This window comes from Bradyrhizobium sp. LLZ17 (genome assembly GCF_041200145.1).
Taxonomy (GTDB): domain Bacteria; phylum Pseudomonadota; class Alphaproteobacteria; order Rhizobiales; family Xanthobacteraceae; genus Bradyrhizobium.
Genome location: NZ_CP165734.1, coordinates 3,455,597 through 3,473,358, shown reverse-complemented (window position 1 = coordinate 3,473,358; position 17,762 = coordinate 3,455,597). Strand labels below are relative to the sequence as shown.

General features: G+C 57.9%; 11 protein-coding genes and 2 pseudogenes. 5 read left to right on the top strand and 8 right to left on the bottom strand.

Going from position 1 to position 17,762, the window contains the following annotated elements; translation table 11 throughout:
* Positions 1-309 precede the first annotated feature (309 nt).
* Positions 310-939: an FMN-binding negative transcriptional regulator gene (locus tag AB8Z38_RS17040; protein ID WP_369726200.1), complete on the bottom strand. Its 630-nt coding sequence runs from the start codon at positions 937-939 to the stop codon at positions 310-312.
* 842 nt (positions 940-1,781) lie between these two features.
* On the bottom strand, positions 1,782-2,981 hold the full coding sequence (locus tag AB8Z38_RS17035) for an IS256 family transposase (protein ID WP_369721934.1): 1,200 nt from the start codon (positions 2,979-2,981) through the stop codon (positions 1,782-1,784).
* Between the two features lie 589 nt (positions 2,982-3,570).
* On the opposite strand from AB8Z38_RS17035, the gene AB8Z38_RS17030 reads away from it, so the two are divergent.
* Both AB8Z38_RS17030 and AB8Z38_RS17025 read left to right on the top strand, forming a co-directional pair.
* A complete protein-coding gene (locus AB8Z38_RS17030; RefSeq protein ID WP_369726199.1) occupies positions 3,571-4,830 on the top strand; it encodes a right-handed parallel beta-helix repeat-containing protein in 1,260 nt (419 codons plus the stop codon).
* Positions 4,831-5,267: 437 nt separating this feature from the next.
* Complete coding sequence (locus AB8Z38_RS17025) at positions 5,268-6,197, top strand: TauD/TfdA dioxygenase family protein (protein WP_369726198.1); 930 nt, start codon at positions 5,268-5,270, stop codon at positions 6,195-6,197.
* Positions 6,198-6,849: 652 nt separating this feature from the next.
* Here AB8Z38_RS17025 and AB8Z38_RS17020 read toward each other — a convergent pair.
* From AB8Z38_RS17020 to AB8Z38_RS17010, 3 genes and pseudogenes are all read right to left on the bottom strand, one after another.
* Positions 6,850-8,355 carry a carbohydrate porin gene (locus AB8Z38_RS17020; protein ID WP_369726197.1) on the bottom strand — a complete coding sequence of 502 codons (1,506 nt, stop codon included), beginning with the start codon at positions 8,353-8,355 and terminating at the stop codon, positions 6,850-6,852.
* A 1,583-nt stretch (positions 8,356-9,938) separates the two neighbouring features.
* Positions 9,939-11,262: pseudogene (gene hemN / locus AB8Z38_RS17015) on the bottom strand (oxygen-independent coproporphyrinogen III oxidase).
* Positions 11,263-11,889: 627 nt separating this feature from the next.
* A complete protein-coding gene (locus AB8Z38_RS17010) occupies positions 11,890-12,216 on the bottom strand; it encodes a GcrA family cell cycle regulator (protein WP_369726196.1) in 327 nt (108 codons plus the stop codon).
* Between the two features lie 553 nt (positions 12,217-12,769).
* Between AB8Z38_RS17010 and AB8Z38_RS17005 the strand changes: the two genes are divergently transcribed.
* A complete protein-coding gene (locus AB8Z38_RS17005; protein ID WP_369726195.1) occupies positions 12,770-14,008 on the top strand; it encodes a cytochrome P450 in 1,239 nt (412 codons plus the stop codon).
* Positions 14,009-14,300: 292 nt separating this feature from the next.
* On the opposite strand, the gene AB8Z38_RS17000 is transcribed toward AB8Z38_RS17005, so the two are convergent.
* The 3 genes and pseudogenes from AB8Z38_RS17000 to AB8Z38_RS16990 all read right to left on the bottom strand — a co-directional run bounded on the left by AB8Z38_RS17000 (position 14,301) and on the right by AB8Z38_RS16990 (position 16,187).
* Positions 14,301-14,555: a hypothetical protein gene (locus AB8Z38_RS17000; RefSeq protein ID WP_369726822.1), complete on the bottom strand. Its 255-nt coding sequence runs from the start codon at positions 14,553-14,555 to the stop codon at positions 14,301-14,303.
* Positions 14,515-15,746 (bottom strand): annotated as a pseudogene (locus AB8Z38_RS16995) (diaminopropionate ammonia-lyase). Before AB8Z38_RS16995 ends, AB8Z38_RS17000 begins: the two are co-directional and overlap by 41 nt.
* 165 nt (positions 15,747-15,911) lie before the next feature.
* Complete coding sequence (locus AB8Z38_RS16990; protein ID WP_369726194.1) at positions 15,912-16,187, bottom strand: LysE family transporter; 276 nt, start codon at positions 16,185-16,187, stop codon at positions 15,912-15,914.
* A gap of 589 nt (positions 16,188-16,776) precedes the next feature.
* Here AB8Z38_RS16990 and AB8Z38_RS16985 point away from each other — a divergent pair.
* On the top strand, positions 16,777-16,929 hold the full coding sequence (locus tag AB8Z38_RS16985) for a rubredoxin (RefSeq protein WP_369726513.1): 153 nt from the start codon (positions 16,777-16,779) through the stop codon (positions 16,927-16,929).
* A 62-nt stretch (positions 16,930-16,991) separates the two neighbouring features.
* Positions 16,992-17,636 (top strand): FMN-binding negative transcriptional regulator, encoded by a 645-nt coding sequence (locus AB8Z38_RS16980; protein ID WP_369726193.1) that lies wholly within the window; start codon positions 16,992-16,994, stop codon positions 17,634-17,636.
* Positions 17,637-17,762 lie beyond the last annotated feature (126 nt).

Genomic DNA, 17,762 nt, shown 5'->3' with positions numbered 1-17,762 from the left:
GTGCTCCGGGAGCCAATGTGACAGAAGCCAGGCGCGTGACGTTCGTAATGTGAAACATTCGCGTTTCTTGCTGCCCCTCGGGAGTGTGGGAGCGACCGCGGATTGTCGCGAATTGTGGTCTGAATGTGACCGCAGTGGCCAGATTCAACAAGCTTTGAGGGCTCTTTGCAGACATCGTGAGCCTTGCAGGCCGTCAAGCGGAATCGGACGAAAGCAGCAGACGGAGTGTTCGCGAGAATGACGTCAATGGCCATCGAGGAAATGGAGGAAGTCTAAATCGAGGTCGTTTACAATCCGTCGTGCGGTTGGTTATCCCTTCGGAATGAAGTGAGCCATACGGCGGGATTCGTCACGGTCGCTCTTCGACAAGCCGTCAATCACGCCGGCGCGATCCGCTGCGTTGCGATTCTGGCTCATCTTCCGCGTGCCGTCGAGCCGTGTAATTTGCAATCGTACACCAACAATCCCCTTAAGCTCCGCTTTGATGAAATCGGCAGGGGCGTCCGAGACGGTCCAGCGGTCCTTGCCCGCCGAGACCTCATGCGCATCGGTCAATCGCGTGACCACCTCCAGCAGTCGATCGGCATCATCGAAGAAGTCGACCGGCCCGTAGGCATGCACCGCAACATAGTTCCAGGTCGGTACGGCCTCGCCTCTCTCCTGCTTCGTCACGTACCAGGAAGGGCTAATATAGGCTTGCGGCCCAGTGAAAATAGCCATCGCTTCGCCAGTCCGTGCCAGCTTCCACTGCGGATTCGCACGCGCCAGGTGCGCATAAATCGTGCCCATGCAACCTTCGCGCTCGTCGAGTACTACGGGCAGCATCGTTCCAACAATCCCTTCCTGAGTGGCGGTGATCAGTGTCGCCGAGCGGGCCTCACGCATCGACCGATGAAGGTCGGCGATATCGAGAACTTGGAAGGAGGGCGGCGTGTACATTAGCGAGGCTCCCCGGCAGCCCGGCCGAAGGCCGGGCGACACACGATTTAAACTGGAGTACGCCTCATGCGGGATCACATAAACCGCCAGTTTTGGTGGGTGGTGTCATTTCTCGGAGGCCCCTGCCCCTAAGGGACCGCTAACCTATGGTGATCAGAGGTGCAGATCGAAGAGCGGCTTTGCAAGCTGCTCGGCCGTTGCTTTCCACGGGCGCTTGCAGACGAATTCGGCTTTTCGCGGCGATGAGTGTAGTACATGAGCAGCTTCACCTGAAGGCTATGAGTGGATGACCAGGATTGCGGCTGAGCAGTGCCGCATCACCTCGCCGCACCGCGACTGGGAGGTTCGTTGTGAGCGGCTGTGCTAGATCCGCCCGCGGACTGGACACATCAAAAACAAAGAAGATCGTACCTATTCGTGATGATTGCCTGTCATCAAATCCATAGGAGGCATCCCTCGTGTGTGTCCGGCACGGGCATGGGATAAAACGGGGCAGATCTCGCCAACCGATAGATGCCAACGCGTTCTGGAGCTGGTGGAAAGTGCCGAGAGCCTCCCGCCGGTTCAGCGAAACTTGACTGACGGCCCATTCGCCCCGGCCAACGTGTTGCCGCCTTCAGTATTCTCGAGTTGCCAATCTTATGTGACCAAACGGAGGTTAGAGCTTTTCGGCATCTCACACGTTCTTTCGCCCAGGATATCTCAAAGCTTCGTGTCAGGGGGATCTGTGTTGAACTGCGGGAAAAAATCGTTTCAGAATGGCTGCCGAACGCGCCGATCGTGCCCCGTGGCGTGGTGTAGCTGGCGGTGGATCACCGCGTTCGCCGGCGAGAGCCGGGTGGTCAGCTGGCGATAGCCGTGAGGCTGACGCTCGGATCATCGCTCAACGGCGCGATGGTTTCCAGTGTCATGTAACGGGCACGCTGGACCGCCCATTCATCGTTCTGTTCGAGCAGGATCGCGCCGATGAGGCGGACGATGGCATCCTCGTTGGGGAAGATGCCGACCACCTCGGTGCGCCGCTTGATCTCGCCGTTGAGGCGTTCGATCGGGTTGGTGGAGTGCAGCTTGGTCCGATGCTGCGGCGGGAAGGTCATGTAGGCCAGCACGTCGGTCTCGGCCTCGTCGAGGAAGCCGGCCAGCTTCGGCAGCTTTGGCCGGAGCTGGTCGGCGACCTTGCGCCACTGGGTTCGCGCGGCCTCGGCATCGTCCTGTGCGAATGCTGTGGCAATGAAGGCGGAGACGACACGCCGTCCGCTCTTGCCGGCATGCGCCAACGCGTTGCGCATGAAGTGGACGCGGCAGCGCTGCCAGCTGGCATTGAGCACCTTGGCAACAGTGGCCTTGATGCCTTCGTGGGCGTCGGAGACGACCAGCTTGACGCCACGCAGGCCGCGGCGGGCGAGCTTGCGCAGGAACGCGGTCCAGAACGTCTCGGCCTCGGACGGGCCGATGTCCATGCCCAGCACCTCGCGCCGACCGTCGCTGTTGACGCCGACCGCGACAATCACCGCGACCGAGACGATGCGGCCCTGCTGGCGCACCTTCACGTAAGTGGCGTCGATCCACAGATACGGCCAGTCGCCTTCAATCGGGCGGGCGAGAAAGGCCTTCACCTTGTCGTCGATCTCGGCGCAGAGCCGGCTGACCTGGCTCTTGGAGATGCCGGTCATGCCCATGGCCTGCACCAGATCGTCCACCGAACGGGTCGAGACGCCCTGCACATAGGCTTCCTGAACCACGGCGGTGAGCGCCTTCTCGGCCATGCGGCGCGGCTCGAGGAAGCCCGGGAAGTAGGAGCCCTTGCGCAGCTTGGGAATGCGCAGCTCGACCGCACCGGCGCGGGTCTCCCAGGTCCGGTCGCGGTAGCCGTTGCGCTGGGCCAGACGCTCGGGGTTCTTCTCGCCATAGGCCGCCCCGGTCTGGCCTTCCACTTCCAGCTCCATCAGCCTTTGGGCCGCAAAGCCGATCATCTCGCGCAAGAGATCGGCGTCAGGGGTCTTCTCCACGAGCGTGCGCAGGTTCATCATGTCGGCGGTCATCGGTGGTTCCTCTGGTTGCGTTGGCGTATCGCAACCCGATCCTACCGGAGAACTGCCGGTGACCACCGCAAAGCCGCCCGCCCGCTACGGCGCTATTGGGGGGCGCGCGTCCGGGCGGCTTTGCTCTACCGAGCTACACCACTACCGGGGACACGACCAACGCGCCTAAACAATGCGTCTGGCCGGCACCAGACAGTGCTCGATCTGAGACAGCTCTGGGACGCTATGCGTGGACGTTTATCCTCTGTATCAACGCTCGATCGGCGGTCGCATCTTGTTGCGATGCTGACGGCGCCTTACGGTGAGCTGTGGGAGTCCTGCTTTGATTCTGACGGGCTCTCTAAGCATCGACCGCTGCTTTCATCGGCTGTAATTGTCCAATGGCTACCCAGATCCACGCAGCTGGTAGGAAGCCTGCGACCGCACACTTCGGCTGTCGTGTAGCATGGCTCCGATAATTCGATGCTGCCTTGTTGAGGACGATCTGATGGCGTTAACGCCGCATGCTGATGGCCTGTTCCAGTTCAGCATTTGAGATCGAGAGCCCCGGTCCTCGCGGATTTCCGAGTAACAGAGAGAGCATGTGCCTATGAACGACACGAAGAAGCACATCAAGCGTTCGTTACGCGTGCTCGGCGGACTTGCTGTCGTCCTCGGGGCCTCGTCTGTGCTCGGACCGAACAATGTGCGATCGCAAGCCCTCAACGGCTTTGGCGTCGGAGCTACGGGCGGCCTTGGAGGCGAGATAGTTCAGGTCAGATCAACCAAAGATCTGACCTATGAGCTGTGTCGTTCCTACAGCTTGGGGTACTGCAGTGACAATACTCCGCGTGAGATCCAGGTAATAGGAACTATAGACTTTACTGGTACGGAAGGGCGAGGCGAAGGGCAGGGTTGCCAATATGGCCGTGCTTGTTCGGCACCTTACAAACGTGAATCCCTTCTTCTTATGGATGGCAACGACGCGCATTGCGATGGGAAGGAGAAGATGTTGGTCGACTTCGACAGGGCTGGAAAGCGTCCGCTCGAAGTCGGCTCAAACAAGACAGTAATCGGTGTTGGCCCGAACGCTACAATGAAAGGGAAGGGGCTGCGCCTGAATGGGGTCAGCAACGTCATTATTCGCAACCTGACCATCAGTGATATCAATAGCGGCGTGATATTTGCCGGCGACGCTATTGCAATTGCACGAGCCGACCTGGTTTGGATCGACCACAACCGGTTTCATAACCTCGGGCGGCAGATGATTGCCGGCGGCTTTGGCCCGACGACGAATATTACGATTTCCTGGAACGACTTCGATGGCAGCGATACCTATTCCTCCTATTGTAACGGAGAGCACTATTGGAATCTCCTGTTTCTTGGTGTCCCGCAGACGATCACCATCGCAAATAACTATTTCCATGAAATCTCGGGCCGGGCGCCGCACATTGACGGTGCGCAGGCCATTATTCATCTCGTTAATAATTACTTCCACAACACGAATGCGCAACAGAGCGGCGGATTTTTCCATGCAGTGGATGCTGGATCATCTGTGCAAGCACTTGTCGAGGGTAATTACTTTGACAACATTGAAACACCTATAAAGACTGGTAGTGGACATATCTTTGGCTTGTTAAGCAAAGGCAGCGGGACCGTGCAGAGCATCTGCTTCAGCGTGCTCGGACGTCGGTGCATCGAGAACATCGCGATCCCCGTGCCGCGGATCAATGGCTTTCGCCTGGATGAAGCCGTAATTCAATCGTTTGGAGCTCTTCCAAAGTCATCTATTCCTCTTCCATTTCCGGCGGATGATGTTCCGGCAGTGATCACGGCCAGGGCAGGTCCCGGACACCTTGAGAGCCGGTGATAGCTCGTTCGCAGACGCGGCTCGAGACTGGGCCGATTGCCGCAAACAGTTGGCCAAAAGGCGCATACTGGACGAGAACGGCACGCGTGCCGGACCTTGCACGAGGACGGTATGGCCCTTCTCTTCGGGTGCCGAGCGTTAGAATTCCTGTTGATTGTGCGCGCTATGCCTTTCGCCGCCAGCCCAGGCGCTCGTCTCAGATTGTTATGTCGGGTTTTTGGCGGGGTCGGGTTGAAAAGGATGGGAGGCGGCATCGCGTTCCTGGCAAACTGTTCGAATTATCATCCGATCCACTACCTGACGGACGTTCACAGCTCCGTTTTCCGTCTGGCATGGTGCTTGCTCGAGAGCACCGGTAGCGCGAGCTTCGCCTTCGAAATCGAGTGACACGCGCCCTCGTCCGCTTAAAGACTCCGCAAAACCTGGAAAAATTCGCAATGAATGAAATAGCTTCAAGCGAGAGTGTCATTCCACCGACCGACGTCGTCAAGCGCGCGGCGCGCATCGGTGCTGAAATCAGAAATATCAAACTCTCGGGTGATTTGCCGAGCAGAACCGTCGCTGCGATCAACGGCTTGCTGCTCGAACACAAGGTGATATTCTTCCGCGATCAGGGGCATCTTGATGACGCGGAGCAGGAGCGGTTTGCTGCCTGTTTGGGAAAGCTGGTGCCGCATCCGATACTCGGTACGATCAATGGAACGACCTCGATCATCGAGCTTGATTCCGCGCGCGGGGGTAGCAGGGCGGATGTATGGCACGCCGATGGAACCTTTCTCGCGGCGTATCCCAAACTTGCGGTGCTGCGAGCCGTTGTGATCCCATCGTCCGGTGGCGATACGATTTGGTCGAACGCTGTGGCCGCCTACCTGGATCTGCCGCGGCCGCTCCAACGGCTTGCCGATGAACTCTGGACCGTTCACAGCAACGCCTTCGACTACGCCGGGTCCTGCCGTGTTCGCGAAATCGACCAGAAGCATTTTGATGAGGTCTTTACCAACACGATCTATGAGACCGAGCATCCGGTAGTACGCGTGCATCCTGAGACCGGCGAGCGCGCGCTGGTGCTGGGCGATCTGGTGCAAAGGTTTATCGATCTCCCAAAACGCGACGGCCAAAAGTTGTTTGATCTATTCCAGTCCCATATCACGGCGCCCGAAAATACCGTACGCTGGAGCTGGAAAGAAGGCGATGTCGCGATTTGGGATAACCGCGCAACCCAGCATTATGCGGTCAACGACTACGATGACCAGCATCGCGTCGTTCATCGTGCCACAATCGATGGTGACGCGCCCGTCAGCGTCGACGGTCGATGCAGTGTAACGCGCCTCAAGACGACGAAGCACCCGTTTACTAAGGTAGCCTAGCAGGTTTTGGCAAATTCAGCGGCGATTCACTACTTTTTTCACTTGTTCGCGCGAATAGATGTCGCCAGGAGGAGTTCACGCCAACTCCACGCGGAAGTGGTTGGGACGGCAAACGCGCCGCGAGCTCGGCAGGCGATCTCTTTGCTGAACTAGATGCTAAGCTCATCTCGACCGGGCGAAAACGACTCACCACCGACTGGGCTTAAGTCATCCGGCCGCGTCCGGTTGATTTGCGTGGGAGCGTTTCCGCCGATGCGCCGCCCTTTGGCCGGCGCCACGACCGTCGGACAGAAGTAGCGCGATTTGCCTTAGTTGGGTACGTTGGCCATCTGTGTCGCGGTTTCGCTTGCCACGCCTCTTCGCGAAGGAACTAAGCTCCGAGCGCGATTTGTGCCTGTCATGGCGGAGTACGAGCTCGGAGGCGAGTCCGACGAGCGCGAGCAGGGATCGAAAAGCAATGTCGCTGCCGCAAGGGTAGCACTTGATTGGACAAATTAGCATCCGGATCATTCTGCGGCGGAGCATATAGATCTTGCGCAATACGATCGTACCCGCCTCGCGTCAGGAGCACCGCGGTTACCAAAATCGCCGTGATAAGTGGGTCCGAGCCGTTGAAAAGGCCCATTGTGATCTCGACCGGATGCTGGTGAATTCATGCGCAGACTTGAAGCCTTAAAAAAAACACCGACGTAGATACCAGTATGTTCAGGGCGTGTCCCGTTTGTGGCGTGTAGGTAATGCTTGTCGGGTGATTGATGTACGTCAGTCCTACGGTCGTATATATCCCGGGCGCCAGATGGGCCGTATACAGCGCGGAAATTGCCGTGCTGTCGCGGTGCGCCAGCTGCTCTTTCGCCAGCGCAGCGTCCACTGCGAAGTGGCTCCAGATGGTGTTGTTGATAACAACACTCATCTGATCAGTGGGCCGGCTGTCAAACAGGCCTTTCGCATACAGGCGAAGCTCGTAGTACTGACTGGCCCTATTCAGGTCAGGCGGGGCGTACATCGCAGAGAACCCGCCATACATTCCGCGAGATGCCGAGCCGTGGCCGGCAGACTGCCAGAATTGCCTGTCCGCAGCTACATAGTAGACGCTGTTCGCCTTGGCTGTTGCTTGCGTGGGGTGTTCTAGGTCCGTGAAGCTGCTGTTGTTGAAGCCCGCGCCAGCGCGCAGCCACGTCTCCAGCACACCCGGAGTAGGCTTGCTCCTATACGAAAGTTCATCAAGCAAAAGAATGCCTGCGTCGCGCGTGCTCCAGTTCAGGCCAATGGGATTCTCGCTTACATGCGCATATTGGCCAGCTGGACTGAGCGAGCGCTGGATTGAGAACTTGTTATATAAGCGATGATCAAAATTGTACTTCAGATTAAGAGCGGGCGTTGGCGCCCAATTGTTGCTCATGCCTGCTTGGAAGAGCATTTTCGACGAGGGTCCAAACACCTTGTCGCCGGCGCCCGCAAACTCATGTTGGTTCCTGAGATAACCCACTTTGAGCTCGATCTTCCTGTCGAAGAAGGTTTGATAGTAAGAAACTGCATTGAGTCCCAGTCGGTCTGGCCCGGCGCTCTTCCATGTCCAGTATTGATGCTCAGCTCCGAGCACGATCTGACCATCGGGAATGCCGAACCGAGCGAGGTCATAGGTTACGATCATCGAGTTGACCGTACTAAATGTCGGATTCTGGCCGACGTATTGCTGACTGGCGATTGTGCTTCTGGCGGCATTGCCGAGTTCATTGTTGACAAACGTGTTTAGGGTCCAGCCAGAAAATCCAATACCGAGATCCGAAAGCTCGGATCTGACAGAAGCTGCGTCCTGATCTATCGTGTCCGCAGCACCGGGAGCAGTGAACGCGCCACCTTTTTCACGGAGGTTATCGAATTTTGCGAATGGATCGGTCTGCTTTTGAATTCTGCTCTTGGCAGTGTCGAGGGCACTGTCGCGCTTTGTGGTGGACGTAGCTGTTTTTGACAGGAAGCTCCCAGAAAGGCGTCCTGCTCCCCTGGGGCGGCCGCTTCGGAATGTGACGGCCCGATCCGAAATTGGTCGGCTTTTTGCCTCAACGAGCTCATCGGGGCTGTGGCTTCTTGGCCCGGAGATCTCGGCAGTTACCGCCGCCGAACTGCCGGCGAGACCAGCTATCACGGAAAGGACCAAACGCCCTCGTGGCTTCGCAGGTGCTCGTGAGATGAGAGCAACTACGCCAGCCGGGTATGCCCGAATAGATACAGGAGTTATAACGCAACAATGCATGGTGGTTCCGCGCTGATTGATTCGAATAAAGTGGTACTTCCACCTCAGCGCCTAGAGCGGCTCCGAATCCTTGCTCTTCAAGGCGGTCTGGGTGGCGCTTGACACCAGGCGGCGTCTTTATGAGAACAAGACCCGCTCAGCCTTCCGCGCTGTCACCACTGCCGGCGCAGCTTGGCCAACCAGGCGGGTATTCAACGCGAAACAACCCAGCCGCTCGATCGCTAATCGAATGCAGGCATCTGCGGCACGGCGTCGACATGGAGAGTGGCCTGCTTGGTGTGAGCGTTCCCTAGCAAGAGATTGGCGGCCAATGCACGCAGCCCAGCGAACTTGCGGCAAATCCGCTGCCAAAAGGAAAGCAATGGACTTGAACAGAGAGCAGCGCCAATGGCGGGCTCGCAGAACAAAACGCCGGATCCAAGAAACGCCGCTCGCACATCGGTTTCGGATGAAGCTCTGACACGCAGAAGGGACCTCCATTTTTTGAGGTCCGTCAGCTTGCTGACGCCGCAACAAGGACTTGATTGGCCCTCATCGGCAGACTGAGCGCGCGATTGCAGGCGTTCTGATACCTGCGGACGACGAGACTGAACATCCATCAGCTCCATCGGATCTACGAGATTTATATTGCATGCGACTTCTTCCTGATGTGGTCCGAGCAAGTGTCACCGGTACTGACTGGCATGTGTCCGTCGTCTCGATCAATCGCTAGGTTTGGTAGTTGACCGGGGGAGGTCGGCTGTCGGTGCGCGAAGCGCACCAATTGTGTCGCTCGGCGCGAGGGGGCTTCGGCGTTCACGGACGACCGGTATGGCAGCGTTGACGGTACAATTCGGGAAGTCGTCGCTTCGATCCAAGTCGCGCGAGGATCTCAGGTGCTGCTCTGGATTGCACGCCGCCGCCGCTGTCGATCCGGTCGAGCGGCGACCGTGCACATCAACTGAGCCGTCGCGTCACCACGACGAATCGCTGCGTATTGGTGCGAGCACACATCGGCGTAGAGCGCGGCTTGATTGCAACATTTCGGCTGCCACCGCTTGCGCCAGGTCAGATCTCTTTGTACATCCGCACGAATTCGATCAGGTTTTCGACCGAAGTCGCTGACCGGCGAGATGCCACCTTCTCCGACGCCCTGGGCCCCTGACGATCCCTCCTCGATTCCATTTCGTTGGGACGTCCTGCAGCCAGTCGTCGTCCCGTCGGGGCCGCCACTACAAGGATCATGGCGATGATGTGATGAACCTTGCCGGGGTGCGTGGTCATGCTGTTTGAGCGAAGAGCGTTGCTGTGGAGGCTTCCAATTTCCGAGCAATACGTCCAGCTTGTCTTCGCGGCTCGGTTCAGGGTGGCTCTCGCCACACACGGCGCGTTTTACCGATTTGGAGCTGTTTGGGAGTGTATCAGGTGAGCGAAACGCGTTCGTCAGGCTCTGTGAGCGTACAACGAAACGTAATGCATTGTTTCCAGTCATCGCCCCTTGGCTGGCGTCAACAGAGCGGTGTGCCAAGATAAGCATCGAATGCGGCTGCCACAGCGCGACTTAGAAAACGATGCTGCGGCCTCACGCGGATACATCCCTTTTTCAATTTGCACGATTCCATCCTCAGCGAGCATCGCCAAGCGTTCGCCTGAGCCGAGGAAAGCGACCGGGTCAAATCCATGAGCGACGCAAATTGCCGGCACGTCGACCTCGAAATCGCACATTAGCCGCTCAATGATCGCGGCCCGGACGCGGTCTTCAAGACTGAGACAGTAGCCCTTCGACGTCGCCAGACGGCCGGCCTTGATTTGGCTGCTGTAGGAACCCGCCGTAACTTCGTTCTGGACGTAACCCTCGCCAAGCCGGCCGATCGCCGACGGTCCGAAGCCGATCACTTTATTGCAGGTGTCGGCCGAGTAACCGAGTGAGTTTCGCCGCAGGCGACGGGCTTTCTGCGCCAGCACGAGCTCATCGCCCGGCAAAGCGAAATGATCGAGCCCGATTTGGCGGTAGCCCGCTGCAATCAGTGTATTGGCCATCGCCGCGGCTTGTTCTGCACGGGCAGCGCTGTTTGGCAGCGCTGCCTCGTCGATCAGGCGCTGATTCTTCTTGAAGGAAGGAACGTGCGCATAGCCGAATACCGCAAGCCGGTCTGGTCGCATCGCCACCGCCGTAGTCGCGGTCTGAACGCAGGACTGCACCGTCTGATTTGGCAGACCGTAGATGAGATCAAAGTTGATGCGGAATATTCCATGCTGCCGCAGCGTTTCGACAGCGCGCGCCGTTTGTGCCTCACTCTGGACCCGGTTGATGGCCTTTTGAACGATTGGATCGAAGCTCTGGACGCCAAGGCTTGCGCGGTTCACGCCGGCAGCCGCTAACCCTGCGGATGTGGCGCGCGTGAACGTGCGCGGGTCGATCTCAACAGCGACGGCGGCCGTTTTCGAAACTGCAAACCGATGGCGCAGAAGTTCCATCAATCGCCGAAACTCCGCTGGCTCGATGAGGGTCGGCGTTCCACCGCCGAAGTGCACGTCGCTCACGGGGAGACGCTGCGGCACGTGCGCCGCGACCAACTCGATCTCCTTACGAAGAACCGCCAAAAATTCGAGGATGGGTGAATCCCGGCGGGTGATGCTTCGAGCGAAGCCGCAATACCAACAAATCGATCGACAGAACGGAATGTGGAAATAGAGCGACACCGAATCATTGACCGGCAGGCGCTGCAGCCAGTTCTCAGAGGCGTCGGCGCCGACCGCTGTGGAGAATTGGGCTACGGTTGGATAGATGGTGTACCAAGGAAGGCGAGCATCGCAATACTTTTCTAGCATTTAGGTCTGCAACCGTTCTATCCCGTGTTTACGAAGTTTGTGGTCGCAAGATCCGTTTACATTGCCTCGCTTGCCGATAGCAATCCGGATTGCCGCTACGCCATTGGGAATTTGCGCAGGGGCCAATCTGCCGGCGAAACACGCTGTCGGTTAGCGAGCCGTTCCTCTCGAACGGAGAGTACAATTGCTGCAGGCGCGATACTCGCCGCGACGGAGCCCCAGATTCAACTCCGCTTCGGTAATCTGTAGTGATTGCCAACGAGATATCCACCAGGGCCGTTGATGCTGCTAGACCTCGAACTGCTTCACGACCTGACTCGTGCGAGGTTCATTGACTAAGATTGATACGTACCCTGTAATCTCAATCAACTGACAAGGTTGGTAGTTGACATTTGCGTGGCGTATTCCCGATCGTTCCAGGAATGTTGTGCCGCCTTTGGGGTGCGTCCCGGTACGTAGTCGGACGCCGCCAATCCCGGGATGGCCGGAGGGCCTCGTTCGTGAGTCCCGCGGGGCGAGAAATCGCTCATGCGTGGGTCCATTGCTGGGCGGAAATCTCTCACAGCGTATTGTCGATCGTCGGGCGCTACCACGGCTGTTGGCGGGAGATCGCGGCGCCTGATAGCTCTATACGGTATTCCTGACCGCCTCAGCTAGCATCGCGTAAAGCTGTCGCTTGCTCATTTCGAGAGGCCGGTTTTCTAGCGCCTTTTGCGACAGCTTCTTTCCGCCGCCATCGCGACCGGCCGCCGTCGACGTCAGCCCTCGCTTGGGGGCGGCTCTAATCTTGGGTTTTGCTGTTGGTGGCTTGTGACCTCGAGTGAGGCGCAACCGAGTTAGCGTGCCGCAAACTGCGTTGCGACTGCACTCAAGATGACGCGCGATCTGCGCGGCACTTTGTCCCTCGGCCCAGAGCTTTTTCAGCTCTGCCAATTCTCTTCTATTCCAGCGCATGGAACATACTTTATATTGCCAGTTGCGACGTCAGGTTAGTCTAGTCCTCGTCGGGCTCGGGCACCACAACCGGTTTGCTCCGGTGTTGCTGTTGCTCCTCCTTGCTTGCTCACTCGTTCTCGGAAAGCGCGGCGTCGCCGGCGGAGGAAAAAGCGAGGGCTTGGCGGCCCGCGACTCTTCTTAGTCTCTATCGTGTTAGGGGGTCCATCTGCTCGCGCGATGTAAGTAGCCGAGTGGCAAAGGGGCGCGCCTGACCGGGATACTGAGTTGAGTACCGCATATAGTCGCGTTCTCGCGCCTCCCAATCCTGATAGGGGAGCTTCGCCCGCCTTTCCATTATTCTTCGGCAGGGCCGAACCAAATGCCCGCCTAACCTTCCGCCGGTAAGATGATGTCAGATTTCGGTGCCCTCGGAATCCGAGCCATGGACATGCGTCACACAAGTCAGTGCACCGCCCAAGCTCGTTGTGTTTCGCCCGAGCTTCCAAGCGAAGTCTAAACAGCGCACTCAACTGAGGAAGCAAAATTGCATGCCAATGTCCACAAGACAACCATGACAGCCTTATCGGCCGAGAACGCTTGCGAGAGGGCTGATATTCCCCTGAGCAGCCTTGATGTAAGCGAGCCCAAGCGCTTTGAGGATGATACCATTTGGCCCTGTTTCGAGCGGCTGCGAAGGGAAGATCCCGTCCATTATTGCCAAGAGAGCCCATACGGACCATATTGGTCGATAACAAAATACCGCGACATCATAGCCGTGGACTCTAATCATAAAATATTCTCATCAGAGCGAAGCGTCACAATCGTCGACCCGCCGGAGAAGTATTGGACTCCGAGTTTTATAAAAATGAGTCCTCCTCTCCATGCTCAGCAGCGTAAGACTATCAGTCCGATAGCGGCATCGGAGAACCTGGCGAAGCTTGAAGGCTTGATCCGCTCGCGGGTCCAGAAGATCTTGGAAGGTTTGCCACGCAATGATACCTTCAACTGGGTCGACAGGGTCTCGATCGAGTTGACGACCCAAATGCTGGCCACGCTGTTCGATTTTCCATTTCAGGATCGACGGCTGCTGACCTACTGGTCGGACGTAGCTGCCTTGACCCCACGAATGGACGACCAGATCGACAGCTGGGAAAAGCGAAACGTGGTGCTGTCGGAGTGCCTGGACTATTTCACACGGCTTTGGAGCGAACGGGTGAATTCGGAGCCGCGCGCTGACCTAATCTCGATGATGGCGCATTCACCGGCGACCCGAAACATGGCGCCGCGTGAGTTCCTGGGCAACCTCATTCTGCTGATTGTTGGAGGTAACGATACTACGCGCAACGCGATTACCGGTGGCGTCTTGTTCATGAGCCAAAATCCGTCCGAAATGCGAAAACTCCGCGATGATGTTTCGCTCGTGCCGGGAGCGGTATCCGAGATCATACGATACCAAACGCCTATTGCGCACATGCGGCGGACCGCTGTCGACGATTTCACGATAGGCCACAAGGAAATCAGGCGAGGCGATAAAGTTGTGATGTGGTACATCTCTGGCAACCGAGACGACGAGGTCATTGCGAGCCCCAACAGCTTCATCATTGATCGTGGAAATGTACGGAAACATCTCTCTTTTGGGTTTGGGATTCATCGTTGCGTGGGAAGGCATCTTGCGGAGCTGCAGCTGAAAATCCTTTGGGAGGAGATGCTGAACCGATCAATGGAGGTAAAGGTGGTCGGCGAACCGGAGCGAGTTCAATCCAATTTTGTCCACGGTTATTCCGCGCTGCCGGTGCAGATTCCAGGCTAGTCTCGAGCCACGTTCAACAGTATCGAGATCGTGCAGATCCGGTTAGGACAACAACGTTGTGGAGACCAGTTCTCTGGGTAAGTTCAGGGGCGTTACCTTGGGGGGCATGGGCGTGGTCGGGTGCGGCATGAAAGCACTTTGGTGCTGGCCGCGGGCCGCCAACATGATCACGAAAGCCGTGAGAAGGATGAGGAGTCCACGCATGTCGACGGGTTACTCGGAAAGCCGTAACGCAATCATGAAACGGCTCATAGTAGGTGTGCCGGATCAACAAGAAAGTGAAGCTGTTGTATCATGCCATGAGACGAACGCGGTTGGATTGCAAAGTGCCAAAATCATAGCGTTTGCTCTTGCGGCAAGACGTCAAAGCCAGTGCTTTTGTGCCGAAAACGTGCGTCGGGTCTTGGTTAGGGGCAGAAATAATGCGGTGGATTTCAAGCGTAGGATCAATCGCTGGATGCCTTCGTTCTTGGCCTTCTATTGGGTTTTCGTCCCCCGTCACGAGTTCACCGAACGGGCCGCGGATCATGAGCGTCTGAGACTCCAAGATTTCTCCTGGCCACTTGCGATGGAGACCGACCCACGAGCTGTTCGTAAACGCCAGGATCTGTCGCACCCTCGGTATTGATGAGAAAGACCCGTGCGTCAGGTCCAAGGCCAATCTGGCCGCGCAAGGTCGAATCGGCAGCAACTTTCAGCAACCCGCCAGACCAACCCCGCCACTTTCGCCTGCAACGACAGCTGGATCACCGGCCCCGGGATTGGCCAAACGGTTCATGACCCCGATGGCGTCCTCTTCATCGACAATCATAAAAGCGTCGGCTGCGCGCGAAAGGATCCGCCAAGCGACGAGTGAAGGTTCGTAGCATTCGAGCATCGCCATCACTGTCGGCTGCCCATGAGCTACCTTGATGCGATGCCCGGCTCGAGCGCTTTCAAAAAGGCACGCTGCGCGCGATGGATCGACAACCGTGAAGAACGGGCGCTTATCACTTAACAACACCGAAAAATGTCCGGCGACCGCCGCGGCCAGTCCACCGACTCCTGCCTGGACAAAGACGTGGGTCGGAGGTTCGGGCAACTGTCGTAGTGCTTCACTCAGGAGCGCGGTATATCCCTGCATTACCAACCCAGGGATACGCTCGTAGCCCGGCCAGGACGTGTCGGACACCATGATCCAGCCGTTCTCTGCGGCGACTCGGGATGCTTCGGCAACGGAGTCATCATAGTTGCCGTTGACGCGGATAATCTGCGCGCCATATCGGGCGATTGCTGCGCTACGCTGATCGCTGACTCCCGAGTGAATGAATATAGCACAGTTGGCCCCCACCAGCTGGGCGCCCTGCGCTACGGACCTGCCGTGATTGCCATCTGTGGCGCAAGATACCGTCATTCCCCGTGCTACGGCCTGCACCACAGGTGCGTGAAGCTCCGGCAAGTCAACATCCCTGCCGAGGCGCCGAGTTGCTGCCTCTAAGACGAGCCGGATCACGGCATAGGAGCCGCCCAAAGCCTTGAAACTGCCAAGGCCGAGCCGCTGACCCTCGTCCTTGACTTGGATCGAGCCCACGCCAATCTCATTGGCGAGACCCGGCAAAGAAATAAGCGGTGTTTCGTTGTGGCCATTGCGATGTCTAAGAAACCGCTCCACCTCGCGCGCAGCTTCGCAACCCAGCATGTTGGCATCCGCACCGTCCAAAGGCGCCCGGTGGTCAGTGCGATGGTTAAGGAGCAACATGGTTTGAATTCCTGGGACGCAGCTCTAAGCATCGCGGCGATGCGCTTGTCGAAACACTACCGGCAATCCCAGCGATGTCACGCCTTCTCCCCATGCGCGAGAAATGGACGCCGCTCGCGATGAAGACCTGACGGTGTTCAGGATCGGCTGGATGATGCCGCATGTTCAAGATCCGGCGGGAGAGCGCTGCCGGCATCTCTCACCCTTGCGGCTGCACTGCTCTTTTCGGGCACGAGGAAGGATGATAACTTGGGTTGAGCGAAAAGCCGAATGCGTATCTGTCGTCTGCACCTCTATCGGATCGACGATACGTGCCTCGCGCCACGCCTTGATCCCGAACCAGATGAGATATAGGCCTCCGACGTTCTTCAGGAAGGCGAACGCCTGCGCGCTTGCGACAAGAAGGGCACACAGACCGACGGCGCGCCGAAACGTGGACAAGCCGTCCGTTACTCAGGCCAACCCTCGATGCGAGCCCTTCACTTCTGCCAGCAAGCGTCCGGCCACAATATAGAGGAGGCCCGGGCTTGGCATGACCGCCACAAGCATGCCGCAGCCAGCAACAAGAAGAAGGTATGCGGGTCGAACATCGCTCACCCCATCATCGTTTCAACTGGCGTTCGTGGCGCCAATCTTCGTGCATGATGGCTAGACCCGTTTCAGGCCTGAGCGCAAATTGCTGAAAGCTCAGGACCGCAGCGGCCGTGTGGCTCGCTGCAAAGCCAGTTCTAACGCCGCCGGTCGGCCGCTGGACCGATTCTGGCTCATTTGCGCGAGCAGTTTCGGCTGCTCAAAGACGAATGCACTTCTTCTCTGAGAGATCTTCCTGCTGCCGGGTTGACCCCGTGACCAAAACCAAGGGACGTCAATCTGGTACAGCAAGAATGCCGCAGACTGGCACTATCGGATGAACCAGTTGGGGTCTACATCGGCTCATGAATGCTCCACAGCATGGGGAACCGTTATGGGCAATGAAAGCGCTCGCCTGCACTCCGAAACAGCGCTCGACGCACCGGTTTACAAGACCTGGATGTGCGCGCTGTGCGGGGTAGTTTACAAGGAGCGGGAGGGATGGCCGGACCAGGGCATCCCGCCGGGCACTCGCTGGGAAGACGTTCCCGACGAGTGGATCTGCCCCGATTGCGGCGCAGACAAGAGTGAATTCCAGATGACCGAGGTCTGAACGAAAACCCGTTGATGGTGCGAGCAGCGTGCGCGGCATTCATCAATGGCCAAGGAGCTAGCATGTACGTCCCCCCACATTTCGCCGAGTCGCGCCCCGAGGCGCTTCACGATCTCATCGACAAAAATCCTCTTGGCATCCTCTTTACCAACGGGAAGAGCGGGCTGGACGCAAATCACCTGCCTTTCGAGTTGCACGCGAACGAAGGGCAGCAGGGCGTGCTTCATTCACATGTCGCTCGCGCGAATCCCGTTTGGCAGGACATCTCCACGGGCGACGAGGTGCTGATCGTGTTCCGCGCCGCGGACGCCTACATCGCGCCGAACTGGTATCCGAGCAAGATTGAGTTCAAGAAGCAGGTTCCATCCTGGAATTATATTGTGGCACATGTGTACGGACGCGCGACGATCCGCGACGATGAGCGTTACGTCCGTGGCATGGTCGCGCGGCTGACGCGCATTCATGAGGCGAAGCAGGCCAATCCTTGGAAGATGACCGATAGCCCCAAGGATTATATCGATACGATGCTCAAGATGATCGTCGGGATCGAAATCGAGATCACAAGGCTCGTTGGCAAGTCGAAGCTCAGTCAAAATAAAGAGGTCCGGGACATTCTTGGTGCAGGGAACGCGCTCAAGGCGCAGGGCAAGGATGTGATCGGCGATGCAATGCTGGCCGCCGCTGCGGCCAAAGCGGAGCAGGCCTGACTCTTACGCGCCCGAGCGACATGCTCGGAAAGATCGTGGCACAACGACCCACTTGCAATCGTCGGGGCAGGGTATGGCGGGGCCAAACCCATCGGCGGCCCTGTGAAAGCACGGATGATGTCGAAA